Annotated in this window: 17 protein-coding genes; 14 read left to right on the top strand and 3 right to left on the bottom strand. The window is 59.2% G+C overall.

What is annotated here, in order from left to right; all coding sequences use genetic code 11:
* Positions 1-24 precede the first annotated feature (24 nt).
* From dapC to map, 3 genes are all read right to left on the bottom strand, one after another.
* Complete coding sequence (gene dapC, locus AB4N48_RS19050; protein WP_056783203.1) at positions 25-1,224, bottom strand: succinyldiaminopimelate transaminase; 1,200 nt, start codon at positions 1,222-1,224, stop codon at positions 25-27.
* A 221-nt stretch (positions 1,225-1,445) separates the two neighbouring features.
* Positions 1,446-4,148 (bottom strand): [protein-PII] uridylyltransferase, encoded by a 2,703-nt coding sequence (locus AB4N48_RS19045; RefSeq protein ID WP_016771478.1) that lies wholly within the window; start codon positions 4,146-4,148, stop codon positions 1,446-1,448.
* Between the two features lie 40 nt (positions 4,149-4,188).
* Entirely contained in the window at positions 4,189-4,971 is a 783-nt protein-coding gene (gene map / locus AB4N48_RS19040; RefSeq protein WP_056783207.1) for a type I methionyl aminopeptidase, read from the bottom strand.
* A gap of 373 nt (positions 4,972-5,344) precedes the next feature.
* Between map and rpsB the strand changes: the two genes are divergently transcribed.
* The 14 genes from rpsB (at position 5,345) to lpxB (ending at position 19,325) form a co-directional block, all read left to right on the top strand.
* Complete coding sequence (rpsB, locus tag AB4N48_RS19035) at positions 5,345-6,082, top strand: 30S ribosomal protein S2 (protein WP_003222119.1); 738 nt, start codon at positions 5,345-5,347, stop codon at positions 6,080-6,082.
* Between the two features lie 191 nt (positions 6,083-6,273).
* Positions 6,274-7,137, top strand: a complete 864-nt coding sequence (gene tsf, locus AB4N48_RS19030) for a translation elongation factor Ts (protein ID WP_095180487.1) — start codon at positions 6,274-6,276, stop codon at positions 7,135-7,137.
* 209 nt (positions 7,138-7,346) lie between these two features.
* On the top strand, positions 7,347-8,090 hold the full coding sequence (gene pyrH / locus AB4N48_RS19025; RefSeq protein WP_003222124.1) for a UMP kinase: 744 nt from the start codon (positions 7,347-7,349) through the stop codon (positions 8,088-8,090).
* Positions 8,087-8,644, top strand: coding sequence for a ribosome recycling factor (gene frr, locus AB4N48_RS19020; protein WP_007954771.1), 558 nt, complete (start codon positions 8,087-8,089; stop codon positions 8,642-8,644). The genes pyrH and frr overlap by 4 nt, the downstream gene beginning before the upstream one ends.
* A 14-nt stretch (positions 8,645-8,658) precedes the next feature.
* The gene (gene uppS, locus AB4N48_RS19015) at positions 8,659-9,414 is read left to right on the top strand and encodes a polyprenyl diphosphate synthase (RefSeq protein WP_016771475.1); all 756 of its coding nucleotides are present in this window, start codon (positions 8,659-8,661) and stop codon (positions 9,412-9,414) included.
* The gene (locus tag AB4N48_RS19010) at positions 9,414-10,220 is read left to right on the top strand and encodes a phosphatidate cytidylyltransferase (protein WP_016771474.1); all 807 of its coding nucleotides are present in this window, start codon (positions 9,414-9,416) and stop codon (positions 10,218-10,220) included. The genes uppS and AB4N48_RS19010 overlap by 1 nt, the downstream gene beginning before the upstream one ends.
* Positions 10,217-11,407, top strand: coding sequence for a 1-deoxy-D-xylulose-5-phosphate reductoisomerase (gene ispC / locus AB4N48_RS19005; RefSeq protein WP_217852627.1), 1,191 nt, complete (start codon positions 10,217-10,219; stop codon positions 11,405-11,407). The genes AB4N48_RS19010 and ispC overlap by 4 nt, the downstream gene beginning before the upstream one ends.
* A 54-nt stretch (positions 11,408-11,461) precedes the next feature.
* On the top strand, positions 11,462-12,814 hold the full coding sequence (rseP, locus tag AB4N48_RS19000) for a sigma E protease regulator RseP (protein ID WP_460094174.1): 1,353 nt from the start codon (positions 11,462-11,464) through the stop codon (positions 12,812-12,814).
* 74 nt (positions 12,815-12,888) lie between these two features.
* Positions 12,889-15,264, top strand: a complete 2,376-nt coding sequence (gene bamA / locus AB4N48_RS18995; protein WP_041478127.1) for an outer membrane protein assembly factor BamA — start codon at positions 12,889-12,891, stop codon at positions 15,262-15,264.
* Between the two features lie 45 nt (positions 15,265-15,309).
* Positions 15,310-15,813, top strand: coding sequence for an OmpH/Skp family outer membrane protein (locus tag AB4N48_RS18990; RefSeq protein ID WP_003222140.1), 504 nt, complete (start codon positions 15,310-15,312; stop codon positions 15,811-15,813).
* A 3-nt stretch (positions 15,814-15,816) separates the two neighbouring features.
* Positions 15,817-16,872 carry a UDP-3-O-(3-hydroxymyristoyl)glucosamine N-acyltransferase gene (gene lpxD / locus AB4N48_RS18985; RefSeq protein WP_056783213.1) on the top strand — a complete coding sequence of 352 codons (1,056 nt, stop codon included), beginning with the start codon at positions 15,817-15,819 and terminating at the stop codon, positions 16,870-16,872.
* A 106-nt stretch (positions 16,873-16,978) separates the two neighbouring features.
* Positions 16,979-17,419, top strand: coding sequence for a 3-hydroxyacyl-ACP dehydratase FabZ (gene fabZ, locus AB4N48_RS18980; RefSeq protein WP_016771469.1), 441 nt, complete (start codon positions 16,979-16,981; stop codon positions 17,417-17,419).
* A complete protein-coding gene (gene lpxA, locus AB4N48_RS18975) occupies positions 17,416-18,192 on the top strand; it encodes an acyl-ACP--UDP-N-acetylglucosamine O-acyltransferase (RefSeq protein WP_460094173.1) in 777 nt (258 codons plus the stop codon). The genes fabZ and lpxA overlap by 4 nt, the downstream gene beginning before the upstream one ends.
* Positions 18,193-18,194: 2 nt before the next feature.
* Positions 18,195-19,325 carry a lipid-A-disaccharide synthase gene (lpxB, locus tag AB4N48_RS18970; protein ID WP_460094172.1) on the top strand — a complete coding sequence of 377 codons (1,131 nt, stop codon included), beginning with the start codon at positions 18,195-18,197 and terminating at the stop codon, positions 19,323-19,325.
* The last annotated feature ends 3 nt before the right edge of the window (positions 19,326-19,328 follow it).

Raw genomic sequence — 19,328 nt, 5'->3', positions numbered from 1 at the left:
GGGACTGCCGCAAGCGCTCCGTGATCACTTCTGGCGGGTGATGAAGTCACGAATCCGTTCGGCGGCTTCGACGCATTCTGCCAGTGGCGCAACCAGTGCCATACGCACACGGCCGGCGCCAGGATTGACGCCATCGACATCGCGAGACAGATACGAGCCCGGCACCACGGTCACGTGTTCCTGTTCGAACAGATCGCGGCAGAACGCCGCATCATCGCCCTGCACATTCGGCCACAGATAGAAGCTGCCGTCCGGGCGCTGTACGTCCAGCACCGGGCTGAGGATGTTCAGCACCGCATCGAACTTCTCGCGATACAGCGCACGGTTGGCGCGCACATGCACTTCGTCATTCCACGCGGCAACGCTGGCCAGTTGAGTCTGCACCGGCATCGCGCAGCCGTGGTAAGTGCGATAGAGCAGGAAGCCTTTGAGGATGTCGGCATCGCCGGCAACGAAGCCTGAACGCAGGCCCGGCAGGTTGGAGCGCTTGGACAGGCTATGAAAGACCACGCAGCGCTTGAAGTCATTGCGGCCGAGTTCGACGCAAGCACTCAGCAGGCCCGGCGGCGGGGTTTGCTCGTCGAAGTACAGTTCGCTGTAGCACTCGTCGGCGGCAATCACGAAGTCGTACTGATCGGCGAGGGCGATCAACTTCTTCAAGGTATCGACCGGAATCAGCGCGCCGGTCGGATTGCCCGGCGAGCACAGGAACAGGATCTGGCAGCGCTGCCAGATGTCTGGCGAAACGGCGTCGAAGTCCGGGTTGAAGCCGTTTTCATCCAGGCATGGCAGGTAATGCGGCTTGGCCCCGGCGAGGAACGCCGCGCCTTCGTAGATCTGATAGAACGGGTTGGGGCTGACCACCAGCGCATCGTCACCACGATTGACCACGGTCTGGGTAAAGGCGAACAGCGCTTCACGGGTGCCGTTGACCGGCAGCACGTTGCGCGCCGGATCGATCCAGCCGTTCGGCACACCAAAACGACGCTCGCACCAGCCAGCGATGGCTTCGCGCAGGGCCGGGATACCGAGGGTGGTCGGGTACACCGCCATCTGATCCAGATTGTTCGCCAGCGCTTCGGCGACAAAGCTCGGCGAACGGTGTTTCGGCTCGCCGATCGACAGGGCGATCGGGCGTTTGTCCGGGTTCGGGGTCACGGTGCCAAGCAGGGCGCGGAGCTTTTCGAACGGGTACGGCTGGAGCTGGTTCAGAGCGTTGTTCATTGGGGCCTCTTTTAAATGCTCAAGAGCTTTCTGTGGCGAGGGGCTTTATCCCCGTTGGGCTGCGCAGCGGCCCCAAAACCATCACTGCGGTTCAACTGAATGTCCGCATACACAGGTTTTACGACTGCTTCGCAGCCGAACGGGGATAAATCCCCTCGCCACAGGGGATTGTATGTACCGGAGGAAAGCATGGGCTGCATTCACAGGGATAAATGGGTGATTCAGATACTGATCCGCGAAAGTTTGATATCCGGTTCCTGATTGACGCTCAGTTGTTCGACGATCGCATCTTGCAGACGGCTGCACAGCAGCGGATCGGACAGCGGCTGGTTATGCGCGTCGGTGATGAAGAACACGTCTTCCACGCGCTCGCCCAGGGTCGCAATCTTGGCGTTCTGCAGCGACAGGTCGAACTCGAGGAAGATCCCCCCGACCCGCGCCAGCAGGCCCGGCCGGTCAGGCGCCGTCAGTTCCAGCACGGTCACCGGACGCTGGGCGTCGTTGTGAATGGTCACTTGCGGCGCAAAGGCGAAGTGTTTGAGCTGGCGCGGCACACGGCGCTGGATGATCGTTGGGTAGTCGTCCGGGTTGCGCAGCGCTTCGGTCAGGCCTTCGCGGATCTGCTTGATCCGCGCCGGGTTGTCGCCGATCGATTCGCCTTCGTTGTCGAGCACGATGTAGGTGTCGAGGGTGAACTGGCTGCTCGAGGTGATGACCCGGGCATCGTGAATGTTCAGGTTGAGCTGGTCCATCGCCGCCACGGTCACGGCGAAGAAGTCGTGCTGGTCCGGTGCATAAATGAAGATCTGCGTGCCGCCCTCGAACTCGCGCTGGGTGGTTTCCTTGATCAGCACCAGAGGCCCGCCATCGACCGGTTGCTGCAGGATCGCATCGCTGTGCCAGGCGACGTCGCCGGCGGTGTGGCGCAGGAAATAGTCATCGCCCAATTGCGCCCACAGTTGCTCGACGTCGTCCGGGTCAGTGCCGCCGCGCACCAAAATGTCCAGTGCCGCGCTTTGCGTCTGGCGAATCTGCTCTTCGCGATCCACCGGGTTTTCCAGGCCCCGGCGCAGGGCGCGCTTGGTCTCGGTATAGAGCTGGCGCAGCAGGCTGGCGCGCCATGAGTTCCACAGCGTCGGGTTGGTCGCGTTGATGTCGGCCACGGTCAGCACGTAGAGGTAGTCGAGGCGCGTTTCGTCGCCGACCGCCTGGGCGAAATCGTGGATCACCTGCGGGTCGGACAGATCCTTGCGCTGCGCAGTGGTGGACATCACCAGGTGGTTCTGCACCAGCCAGACGATCAGGCGGCTGTCCCACACCGGCAACTGATGGCGCTGGCAGAACGCCTCGGCATCGACCGCGCCAATCTCCGAGTGATCGCCATGCCGGCCCTTGCCGATGTCGTGATACAGACCGGCCATGTAGATCAGCTCAGGTTTGGGCAGCTTGGCCATGAGCTTGGCGGCCAGCGGAAATTTCTCCGAGACCTGGGTGTACTGCAGTTTGCGCAGGTGCTTGATCAGGTTCAGCGTGTGCGCATCGACCGTATAGATGTGGAACAGGTCGTGCTGCATCTGCCCGACGATAAAGCCGAACTCTGGCAGATAACGGCCGAGAATGCCGTAGCGGTTCATTCGCCGCAGATTGCGATGGATGCCGATCTTGCACTTGAACAGCTCGATGAACAGGCTGGTGTTGCGGATATCGTTACGGAAGTTGTCATCGATCAGATGACGATGTTCGCGCAGCAGACGAATGGTGTCGGCGCGCACGCCTTTGATTTCCGGCTGCTGGGCCATCAGCACGAAAATCTCCAGCATGGCGAACGGCGTGCGGCGGAACACGTTGTCATTGCGCGCTTCGATGTAACCGTCATGCAACTGGAAGCGCGAATTGATCGGTTGCGGCGGCGCTTCGTCTTCCGGGGCGAGGATGACTTCCTCGAAGTGCTGGATGATCAGATCGCTCAGTTGGGCGATGCTCATCACGGTGCGGAAATACTGCTGCATGAAGTTTTCGACTGCCTGTTTGGCGTCGTCTCCTTCAAAGCCGAGCAGGCCGGCAATGGTGCGTTGATGATCGAACAGCAAGCGGTCTTCGGAACGGCCGGCGAGCATGTGCAGCGCGTAGCGCACTTTCCACAGAAACTCCTGGGAGGAGGCGAGCAGGGCATTTTCGCTTTCGACCAGAAAACCTTCGCCGGCGAGGGCGCGCAGGTTCAGGGTGCCGTACTGTCTGCGGGCGACCCAGAGGATTGTCTGAATATCGCGCAGGCCGCCGGGCGAGCCTTTGACGTTCGGTTCGAGGTTGTATTCGGTGTCGTTGTATTTGTGATGACGAGCCTTCTGCTCGGCTCGCTTGGCCAGGAAGAACTCCTTGGCCGGCCACATGTGCGCGGTGCTGGTGACGTCGAGCATGCGCTGGCGCAAACGCTCGGGGCCGCAGATGGTGCGGCTTTCCATCAGGTTGGTGACGACGGTCAGATCGGCGCGGGCCTCTTCTGCGCATTCGTCGACCGAGCGCACGCTCTGGCCGACTTCCAGACCGATGTCCCACAACAGCGTCAGAAAACGCTCGATGGAATCGCGGAAAACTTCGTGGTCGGCACTGTCGAGCAGGATCAGCAGATCAATGTCGGAATAGGGATGCAGCTCGCCGCGACCGTAGCCGCCCACTGCCACAAGGGCGATGTCGGCGTCTTCGCTCCAGTTGAACTGCTCCCAGGCCTTTTGCAGGATATTGTCGACAAACCAGGCGCGGTCTTCGATCAGCCGGCGGATGTCGCGGCCATTGCGAAAACGCGTGTCAAGGACCTCGCGAGCCTGGCGGATCGCCTTCTTGAACGCCGCGATCGGACTCGCTTTAAGGGCCAGTTCAGCCTGGAACTGGCCGCGGTCGAAGAGTTCGGGATCCACCTGCGGCATCGATTGGCTTTCCTTCTATAGGCTGGGAGCGTTCTGGGTGTCAGGCCGAGATGCGCGCGATGGTGTCATCGCTGCGCAAGGTGAAGATCTCGTAGCCGGTGTCGGTGACCAGCAGGGTGTGTTCCCACTGTGCCGAGAGCTTGCGGTCCTTGGTAATCGCGGTCCAGCCGTCGCCGAGAACCTTGGTGTCGGCCTTGCCCTGGTTGATCATCGGCTCGATGGTGAAGGTCATGCCTGCCTTCAGTTCCATGCCAGTGCCGGCGCGACCGTAGTGCAGGATCTGCGGCTCTTCGTGGAAGACCTTGCCGATGCCGTGGCCGCAGAACTCGCGCACCACCGAGAAACCGTTCTTTTCCGCGTGCTTCTGGATCACTTCACCGATGTCGCCGAGGCGGCAGCCGGGTTTGACGATCTCGATGGCCTTGTACATGCATTCCTGAGTGACCTGCGACAGGCGCTCGGCCCAGACCGGCACTTCGCCGACGTGGAACATGCGGCTGGTATCGCCGTGGTAGCCGTCTTTGATCACCGTGACGTCGATGTTCAGGGTGTCGCCGTTTTTCAGCGGTTTGTCGTTCGGGATGCCGTGGCAGACCACATGGTTGATCGAAGTGCAGATCGACTTCGGGTAGCCCTTGTAGTTGAGCGGGGCGGGGATGGCCTGCTGCACATTGACGATGTAGTCGTGGCAAATCTGGTTGAGCTGATCAGTGGTCACGCCCGGTTTGACATGTTCGGCAATCATTTCCAGCACATCGGCGGCCAGTTTGCCGGCGACACGCATGCCAGCGATGTCCTCGGGGGTTTTGAGGTTGACGGTCATACAGGCTCTCTCTGCGCTCGGCGGCGCTTACGGATACGAATTGGGTGGCAAGCGTACATTTTGCGACCCTGAAAAACGCGATTCTACCAGACGGGAGGCGCAAATCCGCGCCTGCATGTCTGGCTTGTGTCTATACAATGGTGCCCATCGAGCCGATTCCAAGGGGGCTGCGCCCATGTCACTGGTGCGAATACAGATTCCGGGTTCCGTTTCTGCGCACCCTGTGGTATAAAATGCGCCGCTTTCCGGGGATGCCCCGAAAAGCTTAAATCCACACACGTGTCGACACGATGACCTGGGTGCCTTGGGCTTTATGCCTCTGGTTGGTCATTGGGATACGTGGAGGCCAAACCCGACTTATCAAGGAACTATCATGTCCCAAGTCAACATGCGCGATATGCTGAAGGCCGGTGTGCACTTCGGTCACCAAACCCGTTACTGGAATCCGAAAATGGGCAAGTACATTTTCGGCGCGCGTAACAAGATTCACATCATCAACCTTGAAAAAACCCTGCCAATGTTCAACGAAGCTCTGACTTTCGTAGAGCGTCTGGCCCAGGGCAAAAACAAGATTCTGTTCGTCGGCACCAAGCGTTCCGCTGGCAAGATCGTTGCTGAAGAAGCAGCACGTTGCGGTTCGCCGTACGTCGATCACCGCTGGTTGGGCGGCATGCTGACCAACTTCAAGACCATTCGTGCTTCCATCAAGCGTCTGCGTGACCTTGAAGTTCAAGCCGAAGACGGTACTTTCGCCAAGCTGACCAAGAAAGAAGCGCTGATGCGCTCCCGTGATCTTGAGAAGCTGGATCGTTCGCTGGGCGGCATCAAGGACATGGGCGGTCTGCCAGACGCACTGTTCGTGATCGACGTTGACCACGAGCGCATCGCGATCACCGAAGCCAACAAGCTGGGCATCCCGGTCATCGGTGTTGTCGATACCAACAGCAGCCCGGAAGGCGTTGACTACATCATCCCAGGCAACGATGACGCCATCCGCGCTATCCAGCTGTACATGGGTTCGATGGCTGACGCAGTTATCCGCGGTCGCAACAACGTTGCTGGCGGTACTGTTGAATTCGCAGCTGAAGAAACTCAGGCTGCAGCTGAGTAATCGACGCCCCTGGCGTTGACTCAGTAAGCAAAAAGGGGGCTTGGCCCCCTTTTTGCCACCTCGAAAACCATTTGTCGGCGCCCACGTCTGTATTTGTCATGTGCGGCAGCCAACATGGGTGGTTCGGGAAGAATTGAACGCCCGTTCGATCGGGTGGAATGGTTGAAAACCTATCCAAGAGGAATTTGAAAATGGCAGCAATTACTGCAGCGTTGGTCAAAGAACTGCGCGAGCGTACCGGCGAAGGCATGATGGATTGCAAGAAAGCCCTGGAAAAGGCTGACGGCGACATCGAAAAAGCCATTGATGACATGCGTGCTTCGGGGGCCATCAAGGCTGCGAAAAAAGCTGGCAACGTTGCCGCTGAAGGCGCAATCGCCATCAAATCGAATGACAAGGCAGCCGTGCTGCTGGAAGTCAACTCGCAGACCGACTTCCTGGCCCTGCAAGACGATTTCAAGAACTTCGTTGCTGCCAGCGTAGAAAAAGCTTTCGACGAAAAACTGACCGACGCAGCTCCGCTGATCGCCGCTCAGGAAACGGCTCGTGAAGCGCTGGTTGCCAAAGTCGGCGAGAACGTCAACATCCGTCGTCTGGTACGCGTAGAAGGTGACGTTGTCGGCACCTACCTGCACGGTAACAAGATCGGTGTTGCTGTTGTCCTGAAAGGCGGTGACGTCGAGCTGGCCAAAGACATCGCTATGCACGTTGCTGCAAGCAACCCTGAGTTCCTGCTGCCTTCGCAAGTCTCCGACGAAGCGATCGAGCGTGAGAAAGCTGTGTTCCTGCAGCTGAACGAAGAAAAGATCAAAGGCAAGCCAGAAAACATTGTTGAGAACATGGTCAAAGGCCGTATCAGCAAGTTCCTGGCAGAAGCGAGCCTGGTCGAGCAGGCGTTCGTCAAGAACCCTGAAGTCAAGGTTGGCGAGCTGGCCAAGAAAGCCGGCGCTGAAATCGTTTCCTTCACTTACTTCAAAGTAGGCGAAGGCATCGAGAAGCCGGTCGACAACTTCGCTGAAGAAGTTGCTGCCCAGCTGGCTGCCGCCAAGCAATAAGACGGTTTTTCAACTGTCGCCCGAAAGAGGCTGCCCGCTAACGCGCGCAGCCTCTTTTCAGATGGGGTACCAATTTTTTATTTGGTTTCCACCCGGAACTGACTTACAAAGCCATGTTCCGATGGCGCTGCAGCAGCGCCAAGCTAGAGTGAACGCCAGCTGTAAACAGCTCGCAAAGAATTTTAAATACGCCGCAGGAGAGATTCGCAATGGCTCAGCAGGGCAGTGGTTATCAGGCTCGCTATAAACGCATTCTACTCAAGCTTAGCGGCGAGGCCCTGATGGGCTCGGAAGAGTTCGGGATCGATCCGAAGGTACTGGATCGCATGGCGCTGGAAGTCGGCCAGCTGGTCGGCATCGGCGTCCAGGTCGGTCTGGTCATCGGCGGTGGCAACCTGTTCCGTGGCGAAGCCCTGAGCAAGGCCGGGATGGATCGGGTCACGGGCGACCACATGGGCATGCTGGCCACTGTGATGAACGCCTTGGCCATGCGCGATGCGCTGGAACGTGCCAATATCTCGGCCATCGTCATGTCCGCCATCTCCATGGTCGGTGTGACCGATCATTACGATCGCCGCAAAGCCATGCGCCACCTGAACTCCAAAGACGTCGTGATCTTCGCGGCCGGTACCGGCAATCCGTTCTTCACCACGGATTCGGCAGCCTGCCTGCGTGCAATCGAAATCGACGCCGACGTTGTGCTCAAGGCCACCAAGGTTGATGGCGTGTACACCGCAGACCCGTTCAAAGACCCGCATGCCGAGAAGTTCGATCATCTGACTTATGATGAAGTACTGGATCGCAAGCTGGGCGTAATGGATCTGACTGCCATCTGCCTGTGCCGCGATCACAAGATGCCGCTGCGCGTATTCAACATGAACAAGCCCGGCGCCCTGCTGAACATCGTGCACGGCGGCGCTGAAGGGACTTTGATCGAGGAAGGCCAACAATGATCAACGAAATCAAGAAAGACGCCCAAGCGCGTATGCAGAAATCCCTGGAATCTCTGAACCACGCGTTCGGCCAGATTCGTACCGGCAAGGCTCACCCGAGCATCCTCGGCAGCGTCATGGTGCCTTACTACGGCACTGACACTCCGCTGAGCGGCGTTGCCAACGTCACCGTGAAAGATTCGCGCACCCTGCAGGTCGTGGCCTTCGAGCGCAACATGCTCGCTGCCGTCGACAAGGCGATCCAGAGCGCTGGGCTGAACCTCAACCCGACCAACCTGGGCGAGTTGCTGCTGATCCCGATGCCGGCCCTCACCGAGGAAACGCGCAAAGGTTTCACCAAGCAGGCGCGCAGCGCAGCGGAAGACGCGCGCGTTGCTGTGCGCAACATCCGTCGTGATGCCTTGGGCGAGCTGAAGAAACTGGTCAAGGACAAGGAAATCAGCGAAGACGAAGAACGTCGTGCCATCGCTGATATCGATAAGCTGACCAAAGAATCCGAGGCCCAGATCACCAAGGCCACGGACGAGAAAGAAAAAGACCTGATGGCCGTATAAGGGTCGAGCTTTAAATGGACAAGACCAAGCAGACTGCGCCGTCCGCGGTGCCGCGCCATGTCGCGATCATCATGGATGGCAATAATCGCTGGGCGAAAAAACGCTTTATGCCGGGTGTCGCCGGGCATAAAGCGGGCGTGGATGCTGTGCGGGCGGTGATCGAGGTGTGCGCTGAGGCCAAGGTCGAAGTCCTGACCCTGTTCGCCTTCTCCAGTGAAAACTGGCAGCGCCCGGCCGATGAAGTCAGTGCCTTGATGGATCTATTCTTCAAGGCTCTGCGTCGTGAGGCCAAGCGTCTCAACGACAACAACATCAGCCTGCGCATCATTGGCGATCGCTCGCGCTTCCACCCTGAGCTTCAGGCGGCGATGCGCGAGGCCGAGGCCATGACGGTCGGTGCCAACCGCTTTGTCCTGCAGATCGCCGCCAACTATGGCGGCCAGTGGGATATCGCTCAGGCCGCGCAGCGTCTGGCGCGTGAAGTCCAGGCCGGGCATTTGCGCCCGGAGGACATTACCCCGGATCTGCTGCAGACTTGTCTGGCCACCGGCGATCTGCCGTTGCCTGACCTATGCATCCGCACCGGTGGCGAGCATCGCATCAGCAACTTCCTGCTGTGGCAGCTGGCCTACGCCGAGCTGTACTTCTCCGACCTGTTCTGGCCGGACTTCAAACACGACGCCATGCGCACTGCGCTGGCCGATTTCGCTTCGCGCCAGCGTCGTTTCGGTAAAACGAGCGAACAGGTCGAAGCTGGAGCCCGGGTTTAATGCTTAAACAACGAATCATCACTGCACTGATCCTGCTGCCGATCGCCTTGTGCGGGTTTTTCCTGCTCAAAGGTGCCGGCTTCGCGCTGTTCATCGGTCTGGTAGTCAGTCTCGGTGCGTGGGAATGGGCGCGTCTGGCCGGCTTCACCGCACAATCGTTCCGCGTCGGCTTTGCCGCCGTGGTCGCCTTGATGCTGTTTGTCATGTACGTGCTGCCCGGGCTTGCGCCTTGGGTGCTCGGTGCATCGGTAATCTGGTGGGCGATTGCGACTTATCTGGTGCTGACGTATCCACGCTCGAGCGCGCACTGGTCCACAGCGGCGACCAAACTGCTGATTGGTCTGCTGATCCTGCTACCTGCGTGGCAGGGTCTGGTGCAGATCAAGCAGTACCCGCTGGGTAACTGGTTGATCATGGCGGTGATGGTGTTGGTCTGGGGCGCGGACATCGGCGCTTACTTTTCCGGGCGCAAGTTCGGCAAGCGCAAGCTCGCGCCGCAGGTCAGCCCGGGCAAGAGCTGGGAAGGCGTGTACGGTGGTCTGGCGCTGAGTCTGGTGATTACCGCGATTGTCGGGCTGGTGCGCGACTGGACCGTGGCCGAGCTGCTCAAAGGCCTGATCGGCGCTGCAGTGATCGTCTTTATTTCCGTGGTCGGTGACCTTACCGAAAGCATGTTCAAGCGCCAATCCGGCATCAAGGACAGCAGTAATCTGCTGCCCGGGCATGGTGGCGTGCTGGATCGCATCGACAGCCTGACCGCGGCCATTCCGGTGTTCGCCGTATTGCTCTGGATGGCCGCACCGTGAGTCGTCCCCAGCAGATTACGGTGTTGGGTGCGACCGGTTCGATCGGTCTGAGCACCCTTGATGTGATTGCGCGTCATCCTGAGCGTTATCAGGTTTTCGCATTGAGTGGTTTCACGCGCCTCACTGAGTTGTTCGCGTTGTGCGTGCGTCATGTGCCGCAGTTTGCCGTGGTGCCTGAAGTGGCCGCAGCGCGCGGTTTGCAGGATGACTTGCGTGCAGCCGGTTTGCCGACTCGCGTCCTGGTAGGCGAGGAGGGCCTGTGTCAGGTTGCCTCCGCGCCCGAAGTCGATGCAGTAATGGCGGCCATCGTCGGTGCGGCCGGGCTGCGTCCGACACTGGCGGCGGTCGAGGCGGGCAAGAAGATTCTGCTGGCCAATAAAGAAGCGCTGGTGATGTCCGGCGCTCTGTTCATGCAGGCCGTGCGCAAAAGCGGTTCGGTACTGCTGCCGATCGACAGCGAACACAATGCGATTTTTCAATGCATGCCAGCGGATTTCGCCCGCGGCTTGAGCTCGGTGGGTGTGCGGCGGATTTTGCTGACAGCCTCTGGCGGGCCTTTCCGGCAGACACCGATGTCCGAGCTGGCGAATGTTTCGCCTGAGCAGGCGTGTGCACATCCGAACTGGTCCATGGGGCGCAAGATCTCCGTGGATTCAGCGAGCATGATGAACAAGGGCCTGGAACTGATCGAAGCCTGCTGGTTGTTCGATGCCAGGCCGGCTCAGGTCGAAGTAGTGATCCATCCGCAGAGCGTGATCCATTCTCTGGTGGATTACGTCGATGGCTCGGTGCTGGCGCAATTGGGCAACCCCGACATGCGCACCCCGATCGCCAATGCCCTGGCCTGGCCGGAGCGTATCGATTCCGGCGTAGCGCCACTGGATCTGTTCGCCATTGCACGACTGGATTTCGAAGCGCCCGATGAAAGCCGTTTCCCCTGCCTGCGTTTGGCCCGTCAGGCGGCCGAAGCTGGCGACAGCGCGCCGGCGATGCTTAACGCGGCCAATGAAGTGGCGGTTGCAGCGTTTCTCGACGGACGGGTTCGCTACCTGGAAATCGCGAGTATCATCGAGGAAGTCTTGAATCTGGAGCCGGTGGTGGCGCTGAACGATCTGGATGCCGTATTTACGGCGGACGCGAAAGCGCGATTGCTGGCCGAGCAATGGTTGAGTCGGCACGGCCGATAGTTTTTGCAACACAACGGCGACACGCGACACTGAACAGGATTGCGGAGAAAGTAGATGAGCGCGCTCTATATGATTGCCGGCACCCTGATCGCCCTGGGTGTGCTGGTCACCTTCCACGAATTCGGCCACTTCTGGGTCGCGCGTCGCTGTGGCGTCAAGGTTCTGCGTTTCTCCGTGGGCTTTGGCATGCCGCTGCTGCGCTGGCATGACAAGCAAGGCACTGAGTTCGTGGTCGCCGCGATTCCGCTGGGCGGCTACGTCAAGATGCTCGACGAGCGCGAAGGCGAAGTGCCGGTCGATCAGCTTCATCAGTCGTTCAATCGCAAATCGGTACGTCAGCGCATTGCTATTGTTGCCGCCGGCCCGATTGCCAACTTCCTGCTGGCGCTGGTGTTTTTCTGGGTGCTGGCGATGCTCGGCAGCGAGCAGGTGCGTCCGGTCATCGGCGCGGTCGAGTCTGGCAGCATTGCCGCCAAGGCTGGTCTGAACGCGGGTCAGGAGATCGTCTCGATCGATGGCGAGCCAACGTCCGGTTGGGCTGCGGTCAATCTGCAACTGGTGCGTCGTCTCGGTGAAAGCGGTGCGATTCAATTGCTGGTGCGCGAGCAGGGCTCGACCGCTGAGTCGCCCCGCACGCTGGCACTGGATAACTGGCTAAAAGGTGCCGACGAGCCGGATCCGATCCGCTCGCTGGGCATTCGTCCTTGGCGTCCGGCCTTGCCGCCGGTGCTTGCCGAGCTGGACCCGAAAGGTCCGGCCCAGGCCGCCGGGCTGAAAACCGGCGATCGCTTGCTGGCTCTTGATGGTCAGCCGCTGAGTGACTGGCAGCAGGTGGTTGATACCGTTCGTACGCGTCCTGATACCAAAATCATGCTGCGCATCGAGCGCGACAATGCTCAAATCGACGTCCCTGTGACCTTGGCGGCGCGCGGTGAAAGCAAATCGCCAAGCGGTTATCTGGGCGCTGGCGTCAAAGCCATCGACTGGCCACCGGAAATGATCCGCGAAGTCAGCTATGGCCCGCTGGCCGCGATTGGCGAGGGTGCCCGTCGCACTTGGACCATGAGCATTCTGACGCTGGATTCACTGAAGAAAATGCTGTTCGGCGAGCTCTCGGTAAAAAACTTGAGTGGACCGATAACCATTGCTAAAGTGGCGGGCGCTTCTGCCCAGTCGGGCGTCGCTGATTTCCTGAATTTCCTTGCTTATCTGAGTATTAGCCTGGGCGTTCTGAATTTGCTGCCCATTCCTGTACTGGATGGGGGGCATTTGTTGTTTTATCTGATCGAGTGGGTGCGTGGTCGCCCCTTGTCGGATCGGGTGCAAGGTTGGGGGATACAGATCGGTATCAGTTTGGTGGTCGGGGTGATGTTGCTTGCTCTGGTCAACGATCTGGGTCGACTGTAACGCTTCGCTGAATTGCGAATCTGCCGCATTTTGCGGCAGTTTGTTTATTGCCAGTTGGAATAAGAAAGGACTTCATGAAACGTCTGCTGCTAACTGCGGTTCTCACCGTATTGATGATCGCCGAAGTTCACGCCGAGTCCTTCACTATCTCTGATATTCGCGTCAATGGCCTCCAGCGGGTCTCCGCGGGTAGCGTCTTTGGTGCCTTGCCGTTGAACGTCGGCGAGCAGGCGGATGATCGTCGCCTGGTGGAATCCACTCGTGCGTTGTTCAAAACCGGTTTCTTTCAAGATATCCAGCTGGGCCGCGAAGGCAACGTTCTGGTCATCACCGTGGTCGAGCGTCCATCGGTCGCCAGTATCGAAATCGAAGGCAACAAGGCGATTTCCACTGAAGACCTGATGAAAGGCCTCAAGCAATCCGGTCTGGCCGAAGGCGAAATCTTCCAGCGCGCCACCCTCGAGGGTGTGCGTAACGAACTGCAACGTCAGTACGTCGCCCAGGGTCGCTACTCGGCAACCGTTGACACCGAAGTGGTTTCGCAGCCGCGTAACCGCGTGGGTCTGAAGGTGAAGATCAACGAAGGTACCGTTGCCGCCATTCAGCACATCAACGTGGTAGGCAATACGGTTTTCCCTGAGGAAGACCTGACCGACCTGTTCGAACTGAAAACCACCAACTGGCTGTCGTTCTTCAAGAACGATGACAAATATGCCCGTGAAAAACTTTCCGGTGACCTGGAGCGTCTGCGTTCCTACTATCTGGACCGCGGCTATATCAACATGGACATCGCTTCGACCCAGGTATCGATTACCCCGGACAAGAAGCACGTCTACATTACTGTCAACGTCACCGAAGGCGAGAAGTACACCGTTCGTGACGTCAAGCTCAGCGGTGACCTGAAAGTCCCTGAAGACCAGATCAAGTCGCTGTTGCTCGTGCAGAAGGGCCAGGTGTTCTCGCGCAAGCTGATGACCACCACCTCCGAGCTGATCACCCGTCGTCTGGGTAACGAGGGCTACACCTTCGCCAACGTCAACGGCGTGCCTCAGCCGCATGATGATGACCACACTGTGGACATCCTCTTCGCTGTCGATCCGGGCAAGCGTGCCTACGTAAACCGCATCAATTTCCGTGGCAACACCAAGTCCGAGGACGAAGTGCTGCGTCGTGAAATGCGTCAGATGGAAGGTGGCTGGGCTTCGACCTACCTGATCGACCAGTCCAAGACCCGTCTTGAGCGCCTGGGCTTCTTCAAGGAAGTCAACGTTGAAACCCCGGCGGTGCCTGGCGTCGACGACCAGGTTGATGTGAACTACGCCGTTGAAGAACAGGCTTCCGGTTCGATCACCGCCAGCGTTGGTTTCGCCCAGAGCGCCGGTCTGATCCTCGGTGGTTCGATCACCCAGAACAACTTCTTGGGTACCGGTAACCGCGTCAGCATCGGCCTGACCCGCAGCGAATACCAGAGCCGCTACAACTTCGGCTACGTTGACCCCTACTGGACCGCCGACGGCGTGAGCCTGGGTTACAACGCGTTCTATCGCACCACCGACTACGATGAACTCGATGCCGATATTTCCAGCTATGCGGTAGACAGCCTCGGTGCGGGCGTGAACGTTGGCTACCCGATCAGTGAGACTTCGCGTCTGACGTTCGGTCTGTCTGCCCAGCAGGACAAGATCAACACCGGTCGCTATACCGTTGACGAGATTTTCGATTTCGTCGAGAAGGAAGGCGACAACTACCTGAACTTCAAGGCCTCGGCCGGTTGGTCCGAGTCGACCCTGAACAAAGGCGTGTTGCCGACCCGTGGTCGTTCCCAGAGCCTGACCCTGGAAACCACCATTCCTGGCAGCGACCTGTCGTTCTTCAAACTTGACTACCGTGGTCAGCTGTTCCAGCCGATCACCGAAAACTACACACTGCGCCTGCACTCCGAACTCGGTTATGGCGATGGTTACGGTTCGACCGATGGTCTGCCGTTCTATGAAAACTACTATGCCGGTGGTTTCAACTCGGTTCGTGGCTTCAAGGACAGCACCCTCGGCCCGCGTAGTACGCCGAGCCGTGGTAACAACCCGGGCACTATTGCAGACCCGGACCAGGATCCGCTGCCGTTCGGTGGTAACGTCCTGATCCAGGGTGGCGTGGAAGTCCTGTTCCCGCTGCCATTCGTCAAGGATCAGCGTTCCCTGCGGACTTCGGTCTTCTGGGATGTCGGTAACGTGTTTGACTCGCAGTGCAAGGACACTACGAACGCCAATGGTTCGTCGTCCAACACCAAGTGCAACGACATCAGTCTGAGCAACATGGCCAGTTCCGTCGGTGTCGGCGTGACCTGGGTCACCGCACTGGGGCCGTTGAGCTTCGCCCTGGCGATGCCGATCAAGAAACCGGATGACGCTGAAACTCAAGTGTTCCAATTCTCCCTCGGCCAGACGTTCTAAGCGTCTGACCCAAGATAACGACAATGGATTTTGTAGGAGTGCATCGTGCGTAAGTTGACTCAATTGGTTCTCCTGGCCTCCGTACTGGTGGCAGGCCCGGCGTTCGCCGACATGAAAATTGCCGTGCTGAACTATCAGATGGCTCTGCTGGAATCCGACGCGGCGAAGAAGTACGCGGTGGATGCAGAGAAGAAGTTCGGTCCGCAACTGACCAAGCTGAAAACCCTGGAAAGCAGCGCCAAAGGCATTCAGGACCGTCTGATGGCCGGTGGCGACAAAATGCAGCAGGGCGAGCGTGAGCGTCTGGAGCTGGAATTCAAGCAAAAGGCTCGTGACTTCCAGTTCCAGTCCAAGGAGCTGAACGAAGCCAAAGCTGTTGCCGACCGCGAAATGCTCAAGCAGCTGAAGCCGAAACTGGACAGTGCCGTGGAAGAAGTCATCAAGAAAGGTGGTTTTGACCTCGTGTTCGAGCGTGGCGCAGTCATCGATGTCAAACCTCAGTACGACATCACGCGCCAGGTTATCGAGCGCATGAATCAGCTGAAGTAACCCATGACCGTGACTATCAGGCTCGGCCAGTTGGCCGAGCACCTCGGCGCCACCCTGCGTGGCGACCCCGAGACGCAAATTACTGGGCTAGCCACTTTGCAAGAGGCTGGCCCAGCTCAGTTGAGCTTTCTGGCAAATCCCCAATACCGCAAATACCTGGCCGGTTCTCAGGCAGCTGCACTGCTGCTCAAGGAGGCCGACGCTGAGGGTTTTGCCGGTAATGCCTTGGTGGTGCCGGACCCTTACCTGGCCTATGCACGCATCTCGCATCTGTTCGATCCAAAGCCAAAAGCGGCTGGCGGGATTCATCCGACAGCGGTGATCGCGGCGGACGCAGTGGTTGATCCAAGTGCCAGCATCGGTCCGTTCGTGGTGATCGAAGCCGGTGCACGCATCGCTGCTCAGGTCACGCTGGGCGCGCATTGCGTAGTCGGCGCCCGCAGCGAAATCGGTGAAGGCGGCTGGCTGGCTCCGCGCGTCACGCTCTATCACGATGTGCGCATCGGCAAGCGTGTGGTTATTCAGTCCGGCGCAGTGATCGGCGGTGAGGGCTTCGGCTTCGCCAACGAAAAAGGTGTCTGGCAGAAAATCGCCCAGATCGGTGGCGTGACCATCGGCGACGATGTCGAGATTGGCGTGAACACCGCCATCGACCGCGGCGCTCTGGCCGATACGGTGATTGGCAATGGCGTGAAGCTCGACAACCAGATTCAGATCGCGCACAACGTCCAGGTCGGTGATCACACCGCCATGGCTGCGTGCGTCGGCATTTCCGGCAGCACCAAGATCGGCAAGCACTGCATGCTCGCTGGCGGTGTAGGTCTGGTCGGCCACATTGATATTTGCGACAACGTTTTCCTGACCGGGATGACCATGGTGACTCACTCGATTACCGAGCCGGGCGCCTATTCTTCCGGCACAGCCATGCAACCGGCGGCCGAATGGCGCAAAAGCGCGGCCCGCATCCGTCAGCTCGATGACATCGCGCGACGGTTAAAACAGCTGGAAAAGCGCGTTGGGGAAGTGACCCCTGACGGTAATGCTTCATCTGATGGCTGATACCATTTCCATATCAAGTGTGCACAGCCTCTGGACTGCCTCCTTGATTTGCTAGAGGAGTGCGCGTCAGTCGCGCTCCCAATCTTTACATAGGCTTTCCCCTGAAATGATGGACATCAACGAGATTCGCGAATACCTGCCTCACCGTTACCCGTTCCTGCTGGTGGACCGGGTGGTGGAACTGGACACTGAAGGCAAGCGAATTCGCGCCTACAAGAATGTCAGCATCAATGAACCGTTCTTCAATGGTCACTTCCCTGCGCATCCAATCATGCCGGGCGTGCTGATCATCGAAGCGATGGCTCAGGCTGCCGGGATCCTCGGTTTCAAGATGCTCGACGTCAAACCGGCCGACGGCACCCTGTATTACTTCGTCGGTTCCGACAAGCTGCGCTTCCGCCAGCCAGTCAAGCCGGGCGATCAGTTGATCCTTGAAGCGACTTTCATCAGCTGCAAGCGCAAGATCTGGAAGTTCGAATGCCAGGCTTCGGTGGACGGCAAGCCGGTCTGCTCGGCAGAAATCATCTGCGCGGAACAGAAAGTATGAGTTTGATTGACCCTCGCGCAATCATCGATCCGTCCGCCGTTCTGGCTGACGGCGTCGAGGTCGGCCCGTGGTCGATCATCGGCGCAGGTGTGGAAATCGGCGAGGGTACCGTGATCGGGCCGCATGTGATCCTCAAGGGGCCGACCCGCATTGGTAAACACAATCGCATCTACCAGTTTTCTTCGGTAGGCGAAGACACCCCGGATCTGAAGTACAAAGGCGAGGAAACCCGCCTGGTGATCGGCGACCACAACGTTATTCGTGAAGGCGTGACCATTCACCGTGGCACCGTGCAGGACCGTTCGGAAACCACCTTGGGTGATCACAACCTGATCATGGCCTATGCCCACATCGGCCATGACAGCGTCATCGGCAATCACTGCATTCTGGTCAACAACACTGCGTTGGCCGGGCATGTGCACGTTGACGACTGGGCGATCCTCTCCGGTTTCACCCTGGTGCATCAGTACTGCCACATCGGCGCCCACAGCTTTTCCGGCATGGGCACAGCGATCGGCAAGGACGTTCCGGCGTTCGTCACCGTATTCGGCAACCCCGCCGAAGCGCGCAGCATGAACTTCGAAGGCATGCGCCGTCGCGGTTTCAGCGAAGACGCGATCCACGCCTTGCGTCGTGCTTACAAGACGGTCTATCGGCAGGGCCTGACGGTCGAGCAGGCGTTGGCCGAACTGGCCGAGTCGTCTGCGCAGTTCCCTGAAGTCGGCGTGTTCCGCGATTCGATCCAGGCATCGACTCGCGGCATCACCCGCTGATCATGGCCAATCTGCGTATTGCGCTGGTGGCGGGTGAGGCTTCCGGTGACATTCTCGGCGCCGGCCTCATGCGTGCGCTCAAGGCTCAGCACCCGGCAGTCGAGTTCATCGGCGTCGGCGGTCCGCTGATGCAGGCCGAAGGCCTGACCTCGTACTTTCCCATGGAGCGCTTGTCGGTCATGGGGCTGGTAGAGGTCCTCGGTCGGCTGCGTGAATTGCTCAAGCGCCGCAAAGAGCTGATTGCCACACTGATCGCCGCGAAGCCGGACGTGTTCATCGGCATCGATGCGCCGGATTTCAACCTCAATATCGAACTCAAGCTGCGTCAGGCCGGGATCAAGACCGTGCATTACGTCAGCCCGTCGGTATGGGCGTGGCGGCAGAAGCGGGTGCTGAAGATCCGCGAAGGCTGCGATCTGATGCTGACCCTGTTGCCGTTCGAGGCGAAATTCTACGAAGAGAAAGGCGTGCCGGTGCGTTTCGTCGGTCACACCTTGGCCGATACCATTCCGCTGCAAGCCGACCGCGCCGCTGCACGCGCCGAACTGGGCTTGGCCGACGGCCCGCTGGTAGCGCTGATGCCGGGCAGCCGTGGCGGGGAAGTCAGTCGCCTCGGTGCGCTGTTCCTCGACACCGCCGAACGTCTGCGCGCCATGCGTCCGGGCGTGCGCTTTGTCATGCCTTGTGCAAACCCGGACCGCCGGGTGCAACTCGAGGCCTTGCTTGCTGGCCGGGATTTGCCGGTAACCTTGCTCGACGGTAAATCTCATCTGGCGCTCGCCGCGTGCAACGCAGTGTTGATCGCCTCCGGCACTGCTACCCTTGAAGCGCTGCTGTACAAGCGGCCGATGGTGGTGGCGTATCGGTTGGCGCCGCTGACATTCTGGATTCTCAAGCGCATGGTCAAAAGCCCATACGTGTCGCTGCCCAACTTGCTCGCTCAGCGCTTGCTGGTGCCGGAGTTGTTGCAGGATGATGCGACTGTCGAGGCGTTGGCGCAGACGCTGTCGCCATTGATCGATGGCGGTGATGAACAGACCCGCGGCTTCGACGAGATCCACCGCACGCTGCGGCGCGATGCTTCCAATCAGGCGGCGCAAGCCGTCCTTGACCTGATCGGCAAAACACAATGAGCA

Source organism: Pseudomonas sp. S2_C11 (assembly GCF_054668395.1).
Note: the sequence above shows the minus strand (reverse complement) of the source record. Positions and strands in the feature narration are given on the sequence as shown.

What these genes read in the sequence shown, in the direction of transcription:
- dapC (WP_056783203.1), bottom strand. Translation starts at nt 1,224, where the DNA reads ATGAACAACGCTCTGAACCAGCTCCAGCCGTACCCGTTCGAAAAGCTC.
- AB4N48_RS19045 (WP_016771478.1), bottom strand. Translation starts at nt 4,148, where the DNA reads ATGCCGCAGGTGGATCCCGAACTCTTCGACCGCGGCCAGTTCCAGGCT.
- map (WP_056783207.1), bottom strand. Translation starts at nt 4,971, where the DNA reads ATGACCGTCAACCTCAAAACCCCCGAGGACATCGCTGGCATGCGTGTC.
- rpsB (WP_003222119.1), top strand. Translation starts at nt 5,345, where the DNA reads ATGTCCCAAGTCAACATGCGCGATATGCTGAAGGCCGGTGTGCACTTC.
- tsf (WP_095180487.1), top strand. Translation starts at nt 6,274, where the DNA reads ATGGCAGCAATTACTGCAGCGTTGGTCAAAGAACTGCGCGAGCGTACC.
- pyrH (WP_003222124.1), top strand. Translation starts at nt 7,347, where the DNA reads ATGGCTCAGCAGGGCAGTGGTTATCAGGCTCGCTATAAACGCATTCTA.
- frr (WP_007954771.1), top strand. Translation starts at nt 8,087, where the DNA reads ATGATCAACGAAATCAAGAAAGACGCCCAAGCGCGTATGCAGAAATCC.
- uppS (WP_016771475.1), top strand. Translation starts at nt 8,659, where the DNA reads ATGGACAAGACCAAGCAGACTGCGCCGTCCGCGGTGCCGCGCCATGTC.
- AB4N48_RS19010 (WP_016771474.1), top strand. Translation starts at nt 9,414, where the DNA reads ATGCTTAAACAACGAATCATCACTGCACTGATCCTGCTGCCGATCGCC.
- rseP (WP_460094174.1), top strand. Translation starts at nt 11,462, where the DNA reads ATGAGCGCGCTCTATATGATTGCCGGCACCCTGATCGCCCTGGGTGTG.
- bamA (WP_041478127.1), top strand. Translation starts at nt 12,889, where the DNA reads ATGAAACGTCTGCTGCTAACTGCGGTTCTCACCGTATTGATGATCGCC.
- lpxD (WP_056783213.1), top strand. Translation starts at nt 15,817, where the DNA reads ATGACCGTGACTATCAGGCTCGGCCAGTTGGCCGAGCACCTCGGCGCC.
- fabZ (WP_016771469.1), top strand. Translation starts at nt 16,979, where the DNA reads ATGATGGACATCAACGAGATTCGCGAATACCTGCCTCACCGTTACCCG.
- lpxA (WP_460094173.1), top strand. Translation starts at nt 17,416, where the DNA reads ATGAGTTTGATTGACCCTCGCGCAATCATCGATCCGTCCGCCGTTCTG.
- lpxB (WP_460094172.1), top strand. Translation starts at nt 18,195, where the DNA reads ATGGCCAATCTGCGTATTGCGCTGGTGGCGGGTGAGGCTTCCGGTGAC.